At 71.5% G+C, this 19196-nt stretch carries 16 protein-coding genes; 9 read left to right on the top strand and 7 right to left on the bottom strand.

The features are described from left to right. Positions 1 to 520 precede the first annotated feature (520 nt). On the bottom strand, positions 521 to 2014 hold the full coding sequence (locus Pla133_RS22035) for a beta-propeller domain-containing protein (protein ID WP_419191840.1): 1494 nt from the start codon (positions 2012 to 2014) through the stop codon (positions 521 to 523). A gap of 80 nt (positions 2015 to 2094) precedes the next feature. Here Pla133_RS22035 and Pla133_RS22030 point away from each other — a divergent pair, with 80 nt between their 5' ends. The 4 genes from Pla133_RS22030 (at position 2095) to Pla133_RS22015 (ending at position 6582) form a co-directional block, all read left to right on the top strand. After that, positions 2095 to 3402: an aminotransferase class V-fold PLP-dependent enzyme gene (locus Pla133_RS22030; RefSeq protein WP_145069308.1), complete on the top strand. Its 1308-nt coding sequence runs from the start codon at positions 2095 to 2097 to the stop codon at positions 3400 to 3402. A 38-nt stretch (positions 3403 to 3440) separates the two neighbouring features. Beyond that, complete coding sequence (locus Pla133_RS22025; protein ID WP_145069306.1) at positions 3441 to 4532, top strand: glycosyltransferase; 1092 nt, start codon at positions 3441 to 3443, stop codon at positions 4530 to 4532. Between the two features lie 112 nt (positions 4533 to 4644). Further along, a complete protein-coding gene (locus Pla133_RS22020; protein WP_145069304.1) occupies positions 4645 to 5460 on the top strand; it encodes a cupredoxin domain-containing protein in 816 nt (271 codons plus the stop codon). A 321-nt stretch (positions 5461 to 5781) separates the two neighbouring features. Further along, positions 5782 to 6582, top strand: coding sequence for a cupredoxin domain-containing protein (locus Pla133_RS22015; protein ID WP_145069302.1), 801 nt, complete (start codon positions 5782 to 5784; stop codon positions 6580 to 6582). A gap of 106 nt (positions 6583 to 6688) precedes the next feature. Here the strand turns inward: Pla133_RS22015 and Pla133_RS22010 are convergent, their stop codons facing one another. After that, the gene (locus tag Pla133_RS22010; RefSeq protein WP_145069300.1) at positions 6689 to 8242 is read right to left on the bottom strand and encodes a hypothetical protein; all 1554 of its coding nucleotides are present in this window, start codon (positions 8240 to 8242) and stop codon (positions 6689 to 6691) included. 290 nt (positions 8243 to 8532) lie between these two features. On the opposite strand from Pla133_RS22010, the gene Pla133_RS22005 reads away from it, so the two are divergent. From Pla133_RS22005 to Pla133_RS21995, 3 genes are all read left to right on the top strand, one after another. Next, positions 8533 to 9276, top strand: a complete 744-nt coding sequence (locus Pla133_RS22005) for an ATP-binding cassette domain-containing protein (protein ID WP_145069298.1) — start codon at positions 8533 to 8535, stop codon at positions 9274 to 9276. Then, positions 9269 to 10867 carry a glycine betaine ABC transporter substrate-binding protein gene (locus Pla133_RS22000; RefSeq protein WP_145069296.1) on the top strand — a complete coding sequence of 533 codons (1599 nt, stop codon included), beginning with the start codon at positions 9269 to 9271 and terminating at the stop codon, positions 10865 to 10867. Before Pla133_RS22005 ends, Pla133_RS22000 begins: the two co-directional genes overlap by 8 nt. Positions 10868 to 11008: 141 nt before the next feature. Then, complete coding sequence (locus Pla133_RS21995) at positions 11009 to 11461, top strand: redoxin domain-containing protein (protein ID WP_145069294.1); 453 nt, start codon at positions 11009 to 11011, stop codon at positions 11459 to 11461. A gap of 101 nt (positions 11462 to 11562) precedes the next feature. Here Pla133_RS21995 and Pla133_RS21990 read toward each other — a convergent pair whose 3' ends face one another. From Pla133_RS21990 to Pla133_RS21980, 3 genes are all read right to left on the bottom strand, one after another. Then, positions 11563 to 12306, bottom strand: a complete 744-nt coding sequence (locus Pla133_RS21990) for an EAL domain-containing protein (RefSeq protein ID WP_145069292.1) — start codon at positions 12304 to 12306, stop codon at positions 11563 to 11565. Between the two features lie 32 nt (positions 12307 to 12338). Continuing rightward, positions 12339 to 12803, bottom strand: a complete 465-nt coding sequence (locus Pla133_RS21985; RefSeq protein WP_145069291.1) for a BLUF domain-containing protein — start codon at positions 12801 to 12803, stop codon at positions 12339 to 12341. Positions 12804 to 13210: 407 nt separating this feature from the next. Further along, positions 13211 to 14224, bottom strand: a complete 1014-nt coding sequence (locus tag Pla133_RS21980; RefSeq protein ID WP_145069289.1) for a hypothetical protein — start codon at positions 14222 to 14224, stop codon at positions 13211 to 13213. 248 nt (positions 14225 to 14472) lie between these two features. Here Pla133_RS21980 and Pla133_RS21975 point away from each other — a divergent pair, with 248 nt between their 5' ends. Next, the gene (locus tag Pla133_RS21975; protein ID WP_145069287.1) at positions 14473 to 14787 is read left to right on the top strand and encodes a hypothetical protein; all 315 of its coding nucleotides are present in this window, start codon (positions 14473 to 14475) and stop codon (positions 14785 to 14787) included. A 15-nt stretch (positions 14788 to 14802) separates the two neighbouring features. Here Pla133_RS21975 and Pla133_RS21970 read toward each other — a convergent pair whose 3' ends face one another. Beyond that, the gene (locus Pla133_RS21970) at positions 14803 to 16452 is read right to left on the bottom strand and encodes a CRTAC1 family protein (protein ID WP_145069285.1); all 1650 of its coding nucleotides are present in this window, start codon (positions 16450 to 16452) and stop codon (positions 14803 to 14805) included. Beyond that, on the bottom strand, positions 16449 to 17249 hold the full coding sequence (locus Pla133_RS21965; RefSeq protein ID WP_145069283.1) for a tetratricopeptide repeat protein: 801 nt from the start codon (positions 17247 to 17249) through the stop codon (positions 16449 to 16451). The genes Pla133_RS21970 and Pla133_RS21965 overlap by 4 nt, the downstream gene beginning before the upstream one ends. Before the next feature lie 147 nt (positions 17250 to 17396). On the opposite strand from Pla133_RS21965, the gene Pla133_RS21960 reads away from it, so the two are divergent. Beyond that, positions 17397 to 19178, top strand: coding sequence for an FG-GAP repeat domain-containing protein (locus Pla133_RS21960; protein ID WP_145069281.1), 1782 nt, complete (start codon positions 17397 to 17399; stop codon positions 19176 to 19178). Positions 19179 to 19196: the final 18 nt, after the last annotated feature.

The following is a 19196-nucleotide window of genomic DNA, read 5'->3' as shown; positions in this document are numbered from 1 at the left end:
CGTCGAGGGTCACGATCTCCTCGATGTGCTCGCGCCCGAAGCCCTCGCCGATCCGCTCCGCCGAGCGGCTGTCCACGAGCTCCCATTCGAGACCACCCCCGGGCAGCGAGTGAAGCACCGCGAGAGTCCGACCATCCGGACTTGTCACCACTCGCGGACCGCCAAGCGTCGGGCCTTCGGCGCCGTGGGTCGCACCCGTGGCGGTGTCGAGGACGTTCCACGGCGAAGCCTCGGCACCTGGCCCGACGCCGCGCGCGCGCCTGTACACGAGTGACCCGGCGACGAAGGCGTCGCAACCCTCCGGGGGCGCCGGAAGGCCCGCTTCGATCGCCGCCAACCGCTCGCGAATCAACGCAGTCGGACGCCCCGCGAGCGGTTCGAGCAGGCGTTGCCAGCGGGGGAGCGGCGCATCCTGGGCCGGATTCGTCGTGGCGCAGAGGGCGAGGGCAATCAGAGGCGTGAACATCGGTGTTTCAACAGGCGCGGGTCCGCGTCGGCGCGGCGCGCGGGCGGACCCAGCTCAGGGCTCGTTGATGCGTTCTGCGGCATCGGCCATGGGAATCAGGTCCGCGCGCACGAGCGCGTCCGCCATGGGATCCAGCGAATCGCCCCATTGGCCGGCGAGGACGCTCTGGGTCGAGTCGGTCTGGATCGCGCCACCCAGCGCGACCCAGAGTTGATGGGTGCGGTCGGCGGAGGGCGGGTTCACCGAGACCCGCGGCGCGGTCGCCGGGTAGCCGGCCGAGCAGTCGGCGATCAACTGCGCCTGGCCGTGGTCCGTGCCCCGCTCGACCGAGGCTCGAACCTCGAAGCGGGCGGGGCGACCGCTGATGGCCTCGGTCATGGCGCCCGTCCGGGGATCGATCGCGATCGGGATCGTTGGCCGCGAGGTCTCGCTCCAGAGGGCGACCAACTGGTCGCCGCGGGGCGAGCCCCGCAGCTCGCGCAGTCGGACCACGCCCGGCAGCTCGACGATGCGCTCGACCGCGCCGCTGGCCGAATGGATCGCGAGCGAGGACGCGCCGTCCCAGGGAGCGGTGCGCGCGACGACGATGTGCCCGGCCGCGAGGGTCGCGTCCTCGATGCGGTGCCCGTCCACGCGCAGGATCTCGAGCGTCGGTGCACCCTGCCTTCGGCGGTCGACGGCGACGACGCGGCCGCCGTAGCGCCCGTCGTCGTGGATCGCGAGCAGGAACGCCAGGGGCCCCGACGCCCCGACGGCGCGCCACTCGCGCGGCTGCTCCGCGAACTGGGCGGCGAGGTCCAGGCTCGGTCCGCCGAAGAGGTCGACGAGCCAGGCGCCGGTGCTGCCGTCCTCGCGGCGACCCACGGCGATCACTTGGGAACCATCGTCGGAAGCAGTCAGGTCGATGGATGTGATGGACGCGGGAGCGGCCCAGACGGGCTGCTCCTCACCGCTCGCGAAGGTGCGGCGCACCAAGCTGAGCTCCGCGCCAACCTCGGTAGCCCGCACGACGCCCGAGAGGTCGGGCAGCCACGCGAAGCCGCCTCCCGCCACGCCGTCGAGCGGCGGGCCGATCTGCGTGCCGGCATCCGTGTCGAGGATGCGCCAGGTCGAGTGGCCGGAGTCGCGGTCGCGGGCGAGCAGTGCCACATAAGAGCCATCGGGGCTCGGCTCGATCGACGAGACGATCAGGTCCTGCGCGAGCACACGCAGCGGATCCCCCGGAGCGTCGAGGGTCTGCACGGCGCCCTGCACCGTACGGTCCCAGGGGTCTCCATCGGGGCTGTAGCCCGTCGTGGCCACGACCAGCCGCCCGCCTGAGGGCGCGGCGATGACACAGTCGGGTCGCGCCTCGAAGGTTCCGTCGACCTCGCGCAGGCGTTCGAGGATCAAAGTGCGGGGGCGGCCGTCGAGGGGTTCGAGGAAGTCCTGCCAGCGCGGGCGCGGCGGTGCTTGGGATTCGGGGGTCGTGGCATCGGGCCCCGCGCTTGCGGGCGCGGTGCTGGCGCAACCACCGAACAGCCCCGCCCAACAGGCGAGCGCCAGCATCCATCCCGGGGATCCTCCGTTCGTAGCCATCCGCGCGAACCTAACCACCCACGCTGGTCGCGGCTACGATCGCCGACCTCATGTTCCACCGTCGCCAGCTCCTCATCGCCAGTGCGGCCGCGGCCGCGGCTGCCTCCGCGCTGCCTGCCCTCGCGAGCCCGCCCATCCGGCGCCGCGCCCTCGCGGCCCTGCGCGAGGCGCGCCCGCCCGAAGCCGCCGACGATCTGGCAGCCGCCGCGCAGGACGAGGACTTCTGGGCCTGGGTGCGCGACTGCTACACCGTCGACACGTCGATGGTGAACTTCAACAACGGCGGTGTCAGTCCGGCCACCGCGGACGCCCAGGCGGCCCAGCTGCGTCACTTGGCCTACACCCACGAGGCGCCCTCCCACCACCTGTGGCGGGTCCTGTCGCCCCAGGTCGAGACGGTGCGCGAGCGGCTGGCGCGCTACCACGGCGTCGACGCGGAGGAGGTCGCGCTGACGCGCAATGCGTCGGAGAGCCTGATGACGCTGCTCTTCGGCCACGACCTCAAGCGCGGCGATGAGGTGCTCTGCACGAGCCACGACTACCCGCGCATGCTCGACACCGTGCTTCAACGCGGGCGGCGGGAGGGCATCCGGCTGGTGACCTTCGACCCGCCGGTGCCCCTGACCGACCCCGACGAGCTCGTGCGGATGTACGCAGAACGCATCACCGAGCGCACCAAGCTGATCCTCGTCAGCCACATGGTCTACCTGACTGGCCAGGTCTTCCCGGTCACCGCCATCACCGCCCTGGGACGCGAGCGCGGCATCCCGGTCATCGTCGACGGCGCCCACGCGATCTTCCACATGGACTTCCGCTTGGCGGAACTCGACGTGGACTACTACGGCGCGTCGCTCCACAAGTGGCTGTGCGGGCCGCTCGGCACAGGGCTGCTCTACGTGCGCCGCGAGCGCATCCCGAGCGTCTGGTCCCTGCAGGCCTCGAGCGAGACCCTGGACGACGACATCCGCAAGTTCGAGCAGGTCGGCACGCGGCCCGAGGACGGGCGCCTGGCCCTGACCGAGTCCCTCGACCTGCACGAGGCCATCGGCGGGGCGCGCAAGCTCGCGCGCCTGTGCTACCTGCGCGATCGCTGGACGACGCGGCTCACCGAGCACCCGCGGGTGAGCCTGAACACGAACCTGGCGCCGGGCCTGGCGGGTTCCATCGTCAACCTGGCGCTCGAGGGAGCCGAGCCGCACGAGCTGCAGGCCTACCTGTGGAGCGAGCACCGCATCTACACCATCTCGATCGGCTTCGAGGGCTGCAGCGGCCTGCGGGTCTCGCCCCACGTCTACACGACGGTGGGGGAGGTCGATCGCTTCAGTGAAGCGGTCGAGCGGTTTTTGGAGCTTGGTTAGACGATCGAGTCGCCTGCGGCCTCCACACTGAGCGCGCCGTGCACGTCGCCCTCGACTACCTCCCCGCCACCACCCACGCGCCGGGCGTCGGGCGCTACCTGCGCGAGTTGGTGCGCGCGGTGGCCCAGCTCGACGAGCGCCCCAACCTGACCCTGTTCGAAGTCGGCGGCGAGGCGCGCACGATCGGCGAGCCGCACCTGGGCCTGGCGGGCATCGAGCGCATTCGGCGCATCGATCGGCGGCTGCCGCGGCGCTTGGTCGGCCTCGCCGGCCGCGTGGGTCTGGGGGCCGATCGGATCTGCGGGGCCCCCGACCTCTTCCAACGCGCCTTGCCCGGCACGCCACCGGTCTCGCGCAGTCCGGTCGTCCGCGGCGTGGCCGAGATGCCCCTGCCCGGCTCCCCGGACGAGGCCGCCTTCCGCGCCACCCTCGACGCCGAGCGCGCCTGGCTGACCTTCTCGACCGCCGCGACCGAGGCCCTGGTCGAGCGCTTCGACCGCCGCGCCGAGTCCGTCTTCCAGGTCACCGTCGGCGCCGAGCACTGGGCCCGCGCCCTGCCCGAGCCCCCGCCCCGCGACGACCCGCCGACCCTGGTGGTGCTCGGCGCCGTGCGCACGGATCGCTTCCCCGACCTCGTCGTGGACGCCTTCGACAGGCTGTGCGAAGAACTCGGCCACGCCCGCCTGGTCTTCTGCGGACGCTTCGGCGACGCGGCCCAGCACCTGGGCCGGCGCCTGGCCTTCTCGTCGGGGCGCTCGCGGATCCGCTGGATCGACCAGCCGGTCGAGGCGGACCTGCCGGGGCTGGTGGCGCGGGCCTCGGCCCTGGTGCACCTGGCCACGAACGAGCTGACCCCGGTCACGCCCCTGGAGGCCCTGGCTGTCGGGACTCCGGTCGTCGTGTCCGATCTTCCGGCCCTGCGCGAGGCCCTGGGAGAGGAGGCCTGGTACGTGCCCACACCCCCCTCCCTACGACATCGCAAAGCCCTTCCGGGCCAGTTGGCGGAGGCCGTGGCCAGCGCCTCGGACCCCGCGGCCTGCGAGCGCCGGCGGGCCCTGGCGGGGCGCTTCACGTGGAACCGCTGCGCCCGCTCGACCGTCCAAGCCTGGCGCGCGATCGCGGCCGATTGAGCCAAGGACGCCTCCACGATCCCCCGCGGAGCGCGTGGCGGGATATCTTCGACGGGGCTGCCCGGACCCGCCCGAGGCGCACAGTCACGCTCCCGACTCTCCCTACGCCACGATGAACCTTCGCCGATTCCTGGGCCCGCTCGTCGCCGTCGCCGGGCTCGCCAGCGCCGCGACCGCACAGACGACCCACGTCGTCAACCTCTACTCCAACGTCTTCCTGCCCGACGATCTGACGATCCAGGTCGGCGACACGGTTCGCTGGGAGTGGGTCACCAACTTCCACAACGTGGTCAGCGGCACCAACGCCGGCATGACCGGCATCCCCGACGGGATCTTCAGCTCGGGCTCTCCGGTTGCGCCGCCGTCGATGTTCGAGGTGACCTTCGACCAGGCCTTCCTGGACGCCAATCCGGTCGCCGGCAACGTCTACACGTACTACTGCATCGTGCACCTGCCCGGCATGGTCGGGCGCGTGCGGGTCGAGACCGGCGACGGCAGCATCGGCTCCTACGGCTACGGCCTGAACCCGACCGGCAGCCTCGTGGCGGACGGTGGCAACGCGACCATCGGCAACACCCTGACGCTCTCGCTGTCGAACCCGGTCGATGCCCTGGCTGGCCCCGGCCTCGGCATCGCCTTCCTGGCCACCGCGCCCGACGTCAACTTCCCCGGTGGTACGAACCTGCCCGGCTTCGGCCTCGCGCCCAGCCCGGTCGGTCAGATCGTCGTCTCCCTGGCGGCTCCCGATCCGTTCCTGGTCCTCGGACCCGGCCTGTGGGCCGAGGGGGGCACGGTGACCCTGTCCCTGCCGATCCCCGGCGACCCCGCCCTGATCGGGGTCAAGGTCTACTGCCAGGGCGCCCTGATCGACACGACGACGGCCGACGGCATCGGCCTGACCAACGGCATCGAACTGGTCATCGGCTGAACGGCTCGGGCTGACGAGCGACCTCACCCGGGCTTGCGTCCGCGGTCCCGTCCAACGTGACGGGAACGTGTTGCCGGCGGAATGCGGCTGGACGTCCCCGGGATAGGTGAACTAGACGACATCCCCGCGGGACTCCCGTCCGGCGGTCCTCCGAGCCTGCCGCCACTCGCATCAGCTCCCGACAGGGGGCTCCCGCGGTTGGGGTAGGCTTCGAGGAAGAGCTGCGCGGGTCGGCCCCCGCGCAGCTCATCCCCATCCCTTCCGCGGCTATTGCGCGGCCATCCCGCGGCTCTCCCGCGTCCCGTACACCCATCGAGCCCCATGCGACTCGCGATCCGCTCCCTCTCCGTCCTGGCCCTGCTGGCTGCCCCCGGGCTCGCTCAGACGACCCACCAGGTCAACCTGAACTCGGCCAGCTTCAGCCCCAAGAACATCACCATCGAAGCCGGCGACACGGTGCGCTGGGTCTGGCAGATCGGGCCGCACAAGATCTCCAGCGGCCTCGCGGGGATCTCCGACGGCATCTTCGACTCCGGCCCGGTGGTCACGGGCCCGACTGCGCCCTTCGAAGTGACCTTCGACGCGGCTTTCCTCGCGGCCAACCCCAAGCCCGGCAACCTCTACGACTACTTCTGCCCGGTGCACCTGCCGAACATGGTCGGGACGATCACGGTCAATGCGCCCGCCGGTCAAGTGCTGCCCTTCGGGACCGCCATCAACCCGGTCAACAGCCTGCGGGTCAGCTCGGGTGGCGCGGCGATCGGTGGCTCCCTGACCCTGACGCTCGAGAACACCGTCGACGGCGCGGCCGGTCCGGGTGTCGGTCTGATCTTCTTCTCGACGGCGCCCGACCTGGCCTTCCCCGGCGGGACCCTGCTGCCCGGCTTCGGCCTGGCCTCGGGTGCTCCGGGTGAGCTGCTGGTCAGCGCCCTGCCGCCGAACCCCGTGGCCCAGGTCGGGCCCAAGACCTGGCCCGCCGGCGGCACAGTCAACTTCTCGCTGCAGGTGCCCAACGATGCGGGCCTGGTCGGTCAATCGGTGTTCGCCCAGGGCGCGCTGATCGACGTCACCAAGCCCGACGGCATCGGCCTGACCAGCGGCCTCGAGCTGGTCTTCGGCTGAGCCGCGGCGGCTCGCGCCGATCGAAGCGAGCTCTCCTCACGACCCCGATCGGCAGCCGCCGGTCGGGGTCGTTCCCGTTCGGCGCGGCGGATTCGGCTCGGCCTGCTCAGTTCGGCCGCAGCGGGCGCGTCACGCCCCAGCTCAAGGTCACCGCGAAGCTGTCGGCCGCGAAGCTGCCCTGCTTCGAATCCACCCGGCCCACCTCGACGCCGATCCGCAAGGCGCGGATCGGGTTCCAGCGCCACCCCATGGCGATGGCGTGGATGAAGCCCGAGCCGACATCGAGGTCGCCGCCGCCCGCCGCGCCGGCGTGGTACTGGACGTAGAAGTCGCCGGCCTCGATCGGCTGCTTGAGCGGGATCGTGTAGCGCAGGCCGAGCTGGCCCTCCTGGTAGCCGCCGACGTCGCCCTCGTAGGCACTGAAGGCGCGCAGGGACAGGTCCACGTTCTCGGCGATGTTCTTCTCGGTGCCGACGCCCATCAGGCTGATGGTGCGGTCCTTGACCTTATCGCCGTTCGCCAGGGTCGACGACGAGCGCAGGTCGTAGTACTTGGCCATCACCTGCACCGTCCAGGGGTCCAGGCGCAGGTCCTCCGCCCAAACGCCCTCCTCGGCCAGGCGCGAGCGGTCGAAGTTCGAGCGCAGCTCCACGGGCACCGGGGACCAACTGGCTCCCAAGGAGATCGTCGGCCCGCCGAAGTGTCCGTCGACCGCAGTCAGGTAGCCGCCCATCAGGTGCACGCGCCAGTCGTTGCCGACCCTGGCTTCGAGCCCCGTCCGCGCGCTGGCGAGCAGGCCCCCGCCGGTGTCCACGCCGCCGCCGCCACCGCCACCGAGGGTGGCCTGGGTGCGCCAGTCGACGAGGTTCTCGAACAGGGGGCTGCGGTAGCCGAGGCCGGTCAGGAAGTGGGCGTAGCCCGCGACGTCGCCCGCGAAGGCGCCCGACAGCTCCATGGGCACGTACCAGCGCTCACCCAGTCCGCGCTCCACGGCCAGGCTCGAGAGCAGGATGCGCCGCCGCAGGGGCGAACCGTCGAGGCGACGCGAGCGGCTCGAGGGACTGATGTGGCGGATGGAGCCGCCCAGGGGCATGCGCCCGGCGGCGAAGGCGTTGGCGGGCAACATGCCCAGGTCCTCGATCGAGTAGCCGGCTGTGATCAGCTCGTCGAAGCCTTGGAAGCCGAGGGCGACCTGGGTGCTGTCGATGCCGCCGTCCGGCATGGAGACGTGGCTGACCTCGAGGCGCAGGCTGGTGGGGCCGAAACGCCGCTCGAAGGCGATGTGCGGCCGCAGGTAGAGGCCGCCGTCGCGCTCGCGTCCGCCGGGTCCGCCTCCGCCACCGCCGATGAACTGCCCCAGGTCGAGGGTCCAGTCGCGGTCGAGGGCGGCGCGCCAGCCGACCGTCGCGCCGGCTACCAGGAAGCCGCCGCGATCCCCGGCCAGGGCGCTGAAGCCGCCCATGCCGACGTACATGCCGGGCACCTGCTGGAAGGGGTCGAGCAGGTCGTAGTGCAGGCCGCCGACCAGCAGTTGGTCCGTGCCGTCGGGATCGAGCCACTCGATCTCGGCGCGCCAGCGTGCGCGCAGGGCGTCGAGCTCCAGGTCCTGGGCCGCGGCAGTGGGTGCAAGCCAGGCCAGGGCGGCGAGGGCGAGGGGCATCCACGGGGGCCCCGTCGCTCTGCGGCCCACCGAGTGGCTACATCGGCTCGGCGTCCGCCCCCACGCTCGTACCCGACTCGTCATCCTCGGGGGGCGATGCTACTGACCCCGGCGCCATGGGACCAGGAGCCCCTGGTGCGGCTCGCGTCGGTCGCCGAGATCCGCGACGGGCCCATGCGCCCGGTCGCGCGCGGGGGGCTTCGATCCCGGCCAGCGATGGGGGACGAGCCGACCCTCGCATCGCCGTCGGGGCCGGGCCACCATGGTCCGCGGGCGACGGAGGCCCAGCGGTGATCAAACTCGAATCGGTCTCGAAGCGCTTCGTGCGCCCCGACGGCGCGCAGGTCAAGGCCGTCGATCGGCTGGACCTGGAGGTGGCGCAGGGTCAGATCGTCGCGCTGCTCGGCACCAGCGGTTCGGGCAAGACCACGACCCTGCGGCTGATCAACGCCCTGGAGCGCCCCGACGGGGGTCGCGTTTCGGTCGACGGGTGCGAGGTGGGGGCGGTCGATCCGGTGCAGTTGCGCCGCGGCTTGGGCTACGTCGTTCAGGAGGGGGGGCTGTTCCCGCACCTGACCGTGGCTGGGAACGTGGGGCTCTTGTGCGAGCTGGAGGGGCAGACGCGGGTCAGGATCCGGCGCCGGGTCGACGAGCTGCTGGCGCTCGTGCAGCTCGAACCGGGGGAGTTCGCGGCGCGCTATCCCCACGAGCTCTCCGGCGGCCAGCGTCAACGGGTGGGCGTGGCGCGGGCCCTGGCCCTGGACCCGCCGGTGCTCCTCATGGACGAGCCCTTCGGCGCCCTCGACCCCCTGACCCGCCGCGAGGTGCGCAGGGAGTTCGCGCAGTTGCATTGGACCTTGGGCAAGACCGTGTTGCTGGTGACCCACGATGTGCGCGAGGCCTTCGAATTGGCCGATCTGGTGGGCGTCATGTCCGCCGGTCGAATCGTGCAACTGGGCTCGCCCCAGGAGCTGCAAGCGCGACCGGCGAACGAGTTCGTGGAGTCGTTCCTGACGGAGGTGCGCGGTGTTTGAGTTCGGCCGCAGCGCACTGGGGCTGGCCTTGGCCGCGGGTCTGGTCGCGGTGGGCGCGCGGGGCAGCCAGGATTCGTCGGCCGCGTCCGCGGGGACCGTCGCCGTCGGCTCCAAGAACTTCGCCGAGTCTCGCGTGCTGGCCGAGTTGATGGCGCAAGTGATCGAGGGGCAGACCGACCTCGAGGTCGAGCGCAAGCTCGACCTGGGCGGCACCATGGTCGCCTTCACAGCCCTGCGAACGGGTGCCATCGACCTGTACGCCGAGTACAGCGGAACGGCCTGGGCCGTGCTGCTCGAACAGGACGCGCCGTCGGGCGATCCCCTGCAGACGTTCCTCGCGGTGCAGGGCGGTCTGCGGGAGCGCTTCGGGCTCGAGTACCTGTCGCCCTTCGGCTTCGACAACACCTACGCCCTGGCCCTGCGCGGCGACATCGCGCGCGAGCGCGGCATCGAGCGCATCTCGCAACTTGCGCCCATCGCGGCCGAGCTGCGCGGCGGCTTCAGCGTCGAGTTCGGCTCGCGCGCCGACGGTCTGCCGGGCTTGCTCGAGCGCTACGGCTTCGCGCTCGGCGATGCGCGCGCCATGGAACACTCCCTGGCCTACGAGGCCCTGGCCGCCGGGGAGCTCGACCTGATCGACGCCTATGCCACCGACGGCAAGCTGCTCGACTACGACCTGGTCGTGCTGGCGGACGACCTCGGCTTCTTCCCGCCCTACCACGCGGCGCCGCTCCTACGCGCCGGGCTGCTGGCGGAGCATCCCGAGCTCGCCGCGGCCCTTGGGCGCGTCGCGTTCCAGTTGGACGAGGCGACCGTGATGGGGCTCAACCATGCCGTCGAGGTGCAGGGTCGCGACTTCGCCCAGGTGGCGCGGGACTTCCTGCGCACGCTCGATCTGGCCCCGGCCGGCGCGACCGCCGCCGCGCGACCGTCCCTGGCGCAGTTCGTGCGCGCGCGCCTTCCGATCACGGTGTCGCTGGCCCTCGAACACCTGGCGATGACGGCCGTGGCGGTGCTGCTGGCCGCCCTGGTTGCGATTCCCGGCGGACTGCTCCTGGCGCCGCGCGAGCATGCGGCGCGCCTGGCACTGGGTGCGGCCGGAGTCCTGCAGACGGTGCCGAGCATCGCACTCCTGGCGGTGATGATCGCGGTGCCCGGCCTCGGCTTGAGCGTGCGCTCGGCCATCGCGGCGCTGTTCCTCTACGCCCTGCTGCCGATCCTGCGCAACACGGTCAGCGGCCTGCGCGCGGTCGATGCGGACCTGGTCGACGCGGCCCGCGGCCTGGGCCTGACCCCGCGCCAGGTGCTGGTGAGGATCCAGCTGCCGATCGCCATGCCCGCGATCATGGCCGGCCTGCGGACCGCCACCGTGATCAGCGTCGGCGTCGCGACCCTGGCCGCCTTCATCGGCGCCGGGGGCCTGGGCGAACCGATCGTGACCGGGCTCTACCTCAACGACGTGCGCCTGATCCTGGCCGGCGCTCTGCCGGCGGCGGCCCTGGCCCTGGCCGTGGACGGCCTCCTGGGCCTGGTCGAGCGGCGCGTCACGCCCGCCGGCCTGCGGCGCGAAGCGGACCAGCGGGTCCGGTGAACCGGGCCCTGCCGGGCGCGGGGGAGCTCCCCGGCCCGCGGGCGCTTGTCGGGGCACGGGACGCGGCCTAACTTCTTTCGCCCGTCGGTCTCTCCGGCGGCGGCCCGCCACCCCGTCCCAGACCCCCGCGAAGGAACCCCCATGGCCATTGCCGTCGGCAGCGAAGCCCCCGACTTCACCCTCAAGACCCAGGACGAAAAGGAGTGGAAGCTCTCCGACCACCGCGGCAAGAACGTGGTGCTCCTGTGGTACCCCCTCGACTGGAGCCCGACCTGCACCAAGGAGAACTGCAAGATCTCCGCGGAGCCCGTGCTCGCCGGTGACGACACGGTCGTGGTCGGCATCAGCCGCGACTCCACCTGGTCCCACAAGGCCTGGAAGAACGCCGAGAAGATCAGCCACGACCTGCTCGCCGACCCGATGCTGCAGGTCACCAAGCAGTTCGGCCTCGAGCACCCGGCCGTGCCCTTCATCAGCCAGCGCGCGACGGTGATCGTCGACAAGCAGGGCAAGGTCGCCTTCTGCGGCATCCAGGAGAGCACCGGCGACGAGCGCGACTGGGCGCCGATCCAGGACGCGCTGAAGGCGCTTTAGAGGGCCGCTCGCGACCATGGAGCGCGGGGGCCGTTCGCGGCGTCCGCGCTCGCTTCAATTCAAGGCGCCCACCTCGCGGCGCTTCGCCACGGGCGCGGCCCTCAACCTGTGCGGCGGCGGGAGGAGTCTCCACGCACCAGCGACGGCGGGTAGTGGACCTCGGGCAGGCACTCGAACCCCGGCCGCCCCAGCAGGTAACCCTGGAACTGGGTGATCCCCGCCGCCTGACACCAGCGGAACTCCTCGAGCGTTTCGACGCCCTCGGCGATCACGTCGATGCCGAGGTCGAGGCAGGCTGACAGCACCGCCCGCACGATCGCCTGGCGCGGCCCCCGGCCCTCGATCCCGCGCAAGAGGTTCTGGTCCAGCTTGATCGTGTCCGGCTGGAAGTCGGCCAGCAGGTTGAGGCCGGAGTAGCCCGAGCCGAAGTCGTCGATGGCGATCGAGATGCCGCGCTTGCGGAAGCGTCCGATGGCCTCGGCGAAGCTCACCTGGTCCTCGATCACCTCGCCCTCGGTGACCTCGAGCACGAGCTGAGAGGTCAAGAGGCCCAGGGCCTCGGCGCGGGCCAGGGACTGTTCTACGGCGCTCGGCACCGACACCAGGTTGCGCGGCAGGCAGTTCAGGTTGAGCTGACACTCGATGCCGAGCCTCGCAGCCCACTCGATCGCGACGTCGCGACAGGCGTCGTCCAAGCGGTGGACGTCCTCGGCCGAGATCTGGTCGAAGACCCAGGCGGCCGGCTCTCCCGCCGGGCCACGCACCAGGGCCTCGTAGGAGGCGATGCGACGCTCCTCGATGTCGACGATCGGTTGGAACGCGACGGAGATGGAAGGCAGCGTCATCGGTCTGGTCGGGGGCGTGGGGCGGGGCCGGCTCAGCGCGGCTCCAGCGGGGTGGGGCCGGCACGCCAGCGACCCTGCTGGAAGGCGCGGGCGAGCTTGCGCGCGCGCCCCGAGTCGATCTCGGCCAGGCACGAGCAGGCCTGGAAGAAGTCGTTCAGACCCGGCAGCTCCGCGAGGTCTTGGGAGCCCAGGTCCGCGAACCCCATGGTCCAGTCCCCGAACGCGCGGCCGGCGATGGGCTCGTCGATGATCGTGGTGACCTCCGCGTGGCGCGGGTCCCGCGCGATGCGCTCGAAGAGCTCGCGGACCGACTCCCGCGGCCCCTCGAGGATCTGGAAGAAGCTGCCGTCCACGTGCAGCAGCATCCCGGTCACGCCCAGCTCGCCGTTGCGCCGCCGGGAGCGGGCCAACAGTGCGGTCAGCTCGGCGGCCTCGAAGGGGACGCGAGCCGCGCTGGAGTAGATGACGTGAACGAGCTCGTCGGCCTGATCGTGCATGGGCGCGGGGCGGCGCCCCGCGCGGAGCCAGCCGTCCCCGAGGCCCCATCGGCTGGCGGGCGGCCGCTGCTGGATCGAACTGGCCGGCATTTCTCGCCGGCCCCGCGCGGCGCCGGGTCGTGGTCGAGCTCCAGGTGAAGCCGTCCCCGGACATTGCTCGCACCGAGCACGGCCCCGCCGACGGGTGTGCTCCGGGTGAGCGGCAAGCGGCGCACCACTTGAAGGGCCTGGATGGTGGTGCGCTCGCATTCCGGCACCGCCGCGGGAGCGGCGAGGACGGACTGGGTCAAGGCTGCCTAGGACCGATCTCGTCGGAACGGTCCGCCGATCGCGGCCGGTTGAGGCGCGATGCCGCGCTGGCGCCGGTTGGCCAGGTGGTCGAGGTCGCAATTCGGCTCTCCGAGTGCTCAGGTCAGCTCGCCGCGCCTCGGGCTCGTCTCCGTCTGCCCCCATAGGAGCTCGTCGACTGTGGTTGCAATCCTCGTCGCGCGGGCAGCGGAAAGTCGCCCGGCGTGCTGCAGGCTGTGGACGATTGCGAGTACGGCGTCCTCCCGCTCCGATTTCGTCAGACCCCTGTTGGAGAGCTGTGAAACGGACTCCTGGATCTGTGCCCTCTCGTCGGGTTGCCGGTCCTGTGCTCCGCTGGGGACCTCCGAGTTCGAGAAGTACCGCGCCAGCTTCTGGAGCTCGTGTTCGACCGCGCGGGCATCGCGTGCGCGAATCTGTGCCAATCGAGGCCTGATGCTGTCGGAGGACAAGGCGAACCTCGTCGCGCCAATCTCCTCGGAGTCCGTGAAGGCCAGCGGATCGACGCCTCGAGCTGTGCCCTCTCGAATGTGCCGGGCGAGCTTCAACTCGAGCTCGGACAATCGCTCGGACAGCAGGGCCGGCTGTTGCTCCGAGCGAGGCGCCGAACCTCGAAACGGGATGGGGATCGAGGAAGCCGGGCTCTTCATCGCCGCGACGATGGATGCCTCGAGCGCTGCGGCCAGCTCTTCACGCCACGCCCATTCGTTCCGGTCATACTCGATGGCGAAGTACTCGGCCAGGTCGAAGGGGCGTTCGGTCGAATGGGGCGACAAGGGCCCATCCTCGCGGGTGACGTCGCGGATGAGCACCACGGGCTTGGCCAATGCATGGGCGACACCGACTTCGTAGAAGACGTTGGCATTGGCGCCAGTTACGTCCGCTACGACGACTCGGGCGGCTAGGAGCTTCCTGAGCACATCCTCCGTGATCGGGCCGGCCTCCAGCTCCAGCTTCGAACGAGTTGGCGTCAAGCCAGCGGATCGGGCGGCGGGCGAGATGATGAATTCGAAGATCTTGTGGAAGATCGGTCGGAACGGGTATGCGGCCATGCAGACCGCCTGGGATCTTTCCTCCATACACGCCATTGCCCTCGATCCTCGCGAGGTCGTCAAGGTGCCACGCTGAACGGAGCCAGCTGACCCCTGGGCAGCGGCCACGTGGCCGCGGCGACGGGTTGTGCCTCGACTTCGCTGCTCGTGAGGGGGAGGGCAGGTGGGCGTCGACCTCAGGTCGTATCGATTGCGATCGGCCGGCGAAATTCGTCACCGCGCTTCCTCGGTCGCCCGAGCGACAGGAAGAACGGAACCGATGGGTCTCGAGTTGACCAGCCTTGTTCGAGTCGAGAAGCGGGGCACCACCCTTGGCGGGCGGGTCGCACGCGACCATCGCGGCCTTCGGCGTCGAGTCCCTGGCGGGGCAGGTGACGTTGGAGCGGCACTACGGTCCGCTGGTTGCGGCGGACCGTAGCCACCGGATCGGCCGGGCGAGCTGGCTCGCGGCCTACGTGTTCGTCGCCGTGAAGCTCGGTTGGATCCTGCGGCCCCTGGTGGGGGACCCGCTCCTGCCGACGGTCTACCTGCGCGAGGAGGCGTTCGACGAGAACCCCTACCTCCTGATCCTGTTCACGGCCCTGGGTTTTGCAGCCGCGGCCCTGAAGGCGCTGCTCGGCGGGTAGCGGCCCGCCGCGCCCTCAGCGGGCGGACGAGAGCTGGTGCTTGGAGCCGCGTTCGACCCCGGTCTGCTCGATGCTCGAACCGTCGGGCCATTGCACCAAGAGGCGGAAGGGGCCCTGGGCCTCGCCGAGCCCGAAGACCGCCTCGGGGGCGGAGGCCGACTGGTAGCCGAGCCCGGATGCGATCCAGCGCACCTGGCTCCAGCCGTCGCCGGCGAGCTCGACGCGTGCGCCCAGGTCGCGGGTGTCGGCCAGGGTCACGACCACGAATGCGCCGGAGTCCGTGCGGTTCTCGAGCAGGCGCAGGGGGCCCTCGAGGTCGACCACGACGAGGTCCTGGTCGCCGTCGCCGTCCAGGTCGCCGAGGGCGGCGCCGCGGTCGCAGTGGGCTTGCGCCAGCCAGCCCTCGCCCTCGACGCGGCGGAAGCGCTCGCCCTCGCGTTCGAAGTAGAGCGGAGCCTGCAGGCGGCTCGAACCGGCGCGCTCGGCTGCGCCGGTGGCGTAGACGTGGCCGTTGAACACGACCAGCTCCTGCGCGCCGTCCAGGTCGAGGTCGGCGAAGGCGCCGCTCCAGCCACAGAAAGGGCGGCTGACGGCGCCCAGGCCCGAGGTCGTCGATTGGTCGCGCCAGCGGCCGCTCGGTCGAGACGTCCGCAGGGTGTTGGTGTCGTGGGAGAAGTTGCTGGTGAACAGGTCCGGCAGGCCGTCGGCGTTCACGTCGGCCACGCAGATGCCCATGGTCGCCTGGGTGCGGCCGTCGGAGCTCGTGGCCAGACCCAGGTCGGCGGCGCGTTCGTCGAAGTGCAGACCGCCGCGGCCCATGAAGGCGAAGTCGGCCATGGAGTCGTTGCCGACGTACACGTCGAGGTGCCCGTCGCCGTCGAGGTCGAGAATCGCCGCGCCCAGACCGTGAGAGGGCGTGACGTCGGCCATACCGGCCTCGCGCGAGCGTTCGGCGAAACGCCCGAGGCCGTCGTTCACCCACAGGTGATCGGGCACCGCCGCCAGGCCCATGGGGCCGCCGAAGACGTCGACGCCCAGGAACGAGGCCGGCGCAGGCGGCGCCCCGGGGTCGAACTCCAGGTAGCGCGCCACGTAGGCGTCGAGGTCGCCGTCCGCGTCGAGGTCGCCCAGGGCCACGCCGCAGGACCAGCGCTCGTCGTCACCCTCGAGCGCGCCCGCGACCTCGGTCAGCGAGCCGTCCGCGCCCTGCGCCAACACCGCGTCGGGACCGAAGGCGGCGACCAACAGGTCGCAAAGCCCGTCCCCGTCGAGGTCGCCGGCGGCGACGCCCATGCCCCAGCGGTCGAAGTCGACGCGCGCCGCTCCGGTGGCGTCGCGCACCGCGAGCCCCTCGCCGATGTCGAACAGGCGCGCGCCGGGGCCGCGCTCGGGGGACTCGAGCGTCGCGCCGTTCGGCACGAAGAGATCCCAGTCCCCGTCGCCGCGCCAGTCGAACAGGGCCAGGCCACCGCCCTTGACCTCGAGAATCTCGCTGGGCGGGGAAGCACCCGAGGTGATGGTGAAGTCGAGGCCGCGCTCGCGGGCGACGTCGACCAGGAGCGCGCCGTCGGGCCCGCCCGACAGGTCCGGCGCACCCGACTCACCCGGGGGCGAATCGCCGCAACCCGCAAGCGCGATGGCGGCGGCTGCGGCGAGCGCTCTCACTGCGCCTCTCCGTCGGGCGGGGCGTTCAAGAGGCCCTCGAAGTGCGCGCGCCCCTCCAGCGCCTTCTCCGCGCCGGCCGCGTCGCCCAACTCGACGCACACCTCGTGCAGCTTCGACCACGCACCCAAGTGGAAGGGATAGCTGGTGACCGAGGCCTCGAGCGCCTGGCGCGCCGCGGGGGCGTTGCCCTCGGCCAGCTCCACGTCGGCCAGGAAGGCCAGGGCCCGCGCGCCCTCGGCGCGCCGGTCCGCGCGGCCGGACTCCGACGCCGCGCGGTGCAGGGCCACGGCGCGCTCCAGCTCACGGCGCGCGCCGACCAAGTCCCCTTCGGCCAAGGCGATGCGACCCAGACCCAGCGGCGTGTCGCCCTCCTCGGGGTCCAGCAGGGCGTGCTCCTCGAAGCGCGCGCGGGCCTCGTCGAGACGTCCGAGCTGGAACAGGCACCAGGCGTGCAGGTGCAGGCCGCCCGCGCGCTCGGGCAGTGGCGGCTCGGCCGCCAGGGCGCGGGCGAAGTGGGGTTCGGCCGCGCCGTAGCGCTTGGCCCCGTGCAGCGCCGTGGCGAAGAGCAGCTCCGTGTGCGGAGGGAGCGGCCGGCCGGCGAAGGGCTCGATGCGCTCGATCGCGCCCTGTAGGTCGCCCGCGACGATCATCTGCTCGACGGCGGCGTCGACGCCGCTCCAGTCAGCAAAGGGCACCGGCGGCGGGCTGTCGGCCACCTCGCCGCAGCTCGCGAGGGCGGCGAGCAGCAGCGCCGCGCCGAGTGCTGCGGCGCGGCATGTGGTTGAGCGAGTCGTCATGCGCCGGTCAGGTTTCGATGTCGTCGTCCAGGGTCGGAAGCCCGCCAGACTACCCGCTCGGGCCGGTGGCCCGCCGCCTGGCCGGCAGGCCCAAATGCAATCAGCTAGGATTGCTGGTCTCCCAAGTCCGTCCCTACACGTGAATCCATGCAGATCCTCCCCACAAGTGGCCTGATCCTGGCCGCCGCCGCGCTCCCCGCCAGCGCGCAGCTCAACGACACCTGGCTCGAGTACGCCCCCGATCCGTCGCTGCTCTCCTCGCCGGTCATCTCCGACGCGACCCTCGAGACCGACCTGGCTTGGGGCGACCTGGACCAGAACGGCCTGACCGACCTGGTCGTGGCCCGCGTCCAGCCGATCATGGCCAGCGGCAAGCGCACGAACCTGCTCTTGATGAACGAGGGCGGGGTCCTGACCGACCGCACGACCCTCTACGCCTCGGCCTCCGACGTGCCCGGTGACGCGGGCTTCGACACGCCCACCGCCGACCGCGACGTGGTCGTGGTGGACGTCAACGGCGACGGCTGGCTGGACGTGGTGACCTCGGTCGGCTTCGGCCTGGTGGCCGAGGCCAAGGCCCTCTCGCACCCGCGGGTCTACATCAACCTGGGCGACGACGGCTCGGGCAATTGGCTGGGCCTGCGCTACGAGGAGGCGCGCATCCCGGTGCTGATCAACTTCGTCTCCGGCAACCCCGTGGCCGCGCGCTTCAACGCGGTGGCCGCCGGTGACGTCAACGGCGACGGCTTCGCGGACCTGTCCTTCGGCGACCACGACGCCTCGTCCTCGAGCCCCTTCGGCGGCGAGCCGGCCAACTTCGACACTGACGACCGGCTGTTCATCAACGACGGCAACGGCTTCTTCACCGACGCCACGATGACCTCGTTGACCCCGGGCATGATCGCCTCGAACTTCTGCAACAGCACCGTGATCGCCGACTTCGACGGCGACGGGGACGGCGACATCGCCAAGCAGACCAACGGCGCGCCCGGCGGCGCGGCGGTCACGATCCGCTACAACGACGACAGCGCGGTGGGGACCTTCACGAGCCTGCAGACCGCCTACGTGGCCTCCGCCTACAACATCTCGGCCGGGGACCTGAACGGCGACGGGCGCCTGGACATCGTCGTCAGCGAGAACGGCAACGACGGAGTGCTCTACAACTCGGGCAACGACGGCGCCGGTGAGGTGATCTGGTCGCCCCTGCAGGCCTTCGACTTCCTGGTCGGGGGCGACGACTCCTTCGCCTCCAACAGCCTGGTGGCCGACCTGGACGGGGACAGCCGCAACGACGTGCTGATCGCCGACGTGGACCCGCAGATCTCGGGCTTCAACCGGCGTCTGCACATCTACCACAACCGCGGGAACACGCCGTCGACGGCGGCGCTCCTGCGCGAGGAGCGCGAGTTGTCCGGCGCCGGCGGCTGGATCGGCGCGGTGGGCCTGACCGAGAACGACCTGAAGGGCACCCACGACGTGGCGGTGTTCGACATCGACGGGGACGGCCTCGACGACCTGCTCGTCAGCCGCAACGCCGGCACCCAGGCCTACCGCCGGATCGAGCACTGCCAGACCAACCTGGGCTTCGGCGCGCCCGGGGTGCTGCTCGAGGTCTGTGGCAGCAAGCTCGGCGCGGGCGAGCCGGCCACGGTGCGCCTGTCCGGCGCGCCGGCGAGCTCGCCGGCGGTGATGCTGGTCTCGCTCTCGGCCTTCCCGATCTTCATCGACGTGATCCAGGACACGGTGGTGGCCTTCCCCCCGGTGCTCCAGGACGTCTACGTGACCGACTTCACCGGGGCGTTGAACCTGCCGCTGGTCGGTCCCAACGCCGCGGGGACGGTCGTGGTGCAGTTCCTGATCGCCAACGGCATGCCGACCCTCTTCACCACCAGCAACGCCGTGCAGGTGGACTTCCTGGGCACGAACTGAGCCAGGCGACCCACGGGC

Source organism: Engelhardtia mirabilis, from assembly GCF_007748095.1.
Lineage (GTDB): Bacteria > Planctomycetota > UBA1135 > UBA1135.
The sequence above is the reverse complement of the archived record's forward strand: the minus strand, read 5'-3'. Positions and strand labels throughout refer to the sequence as shown.

Bases quoted from the DNA above. Each gene is read 5' to 3' on its own strand.
- Pla133_RS22035 (WP_419191840.1), bottom strand. From the start codon at position 2,014: ATGCTGGCGCTCGCCTGTTGGGCGGGGCTGTTCGGTGGTTGCGCCAGC.
- Pla133_RS22030 (WP_145069308.1), top strand. From the start codon at position 2,095: ATGTTCCACCGTCGCCAGCTCCTCATCGCCAGTGCGGCCGCGGCCGCG.
- Pla133_RS22020 (WP_145069304.1), top strand. From the start codon at position 4,645: ATGAACCTTCGCCGATTCCTGGGCCCGCTCGTCGCCGTCGCCGGGCTC.
- Pla133_RS22015 (WP_145069302.1), top strand. From the start codon at position 5,782: ATGCGACTCGCGATCCGCTCCCTCTCCGTCCTGGCCCTGCTGGCTGCC.
- Pla133_RS22010 (WP_145069300.1), bottom strand. From the start codon at position 8,242: ATGCCCCTCGCCCTCGCCGCCCTGGCCTGGCTTGCACCCACTGCCGCG.
- Pla133_RS21995 (WP_145069294.1), top strand. From the start codon at position 11,009: ATGGCCATTGCCGTCGGCAGCGAAGCCCCCGACTTCACCCTCAAGACC.
- Pla133_RS21990 (WP_145069292.1), bottom strand. From the start codon at position 12,306: ATGACGCTGCCTTCCATCTCCGTCGCGTTCCAACCGATCGTCGACATC.
- Pla133_RS21985 (WP_145069291.1), bottom strand. From the start codon at position 12,803: ATGCACGATCAGGCCGACGAGCTCGTTCACGTCATCTACTCCAGCGCG.
- Pla133_RS21965 (WP_145069283.1), bottom strand. From the start codon at position 17,249: ATGACGACTCGCTCAACCACATGCCGCGCCGCAGCACTCGGCGCGGCG.
- Pla133_RS21960 (WP_145069281.1), top strand. From the start codon at position 17,397: ATGCAGATCCTCCCCACAAGTGGCCTGATCCTGGCCGCCGCCGCGCTC.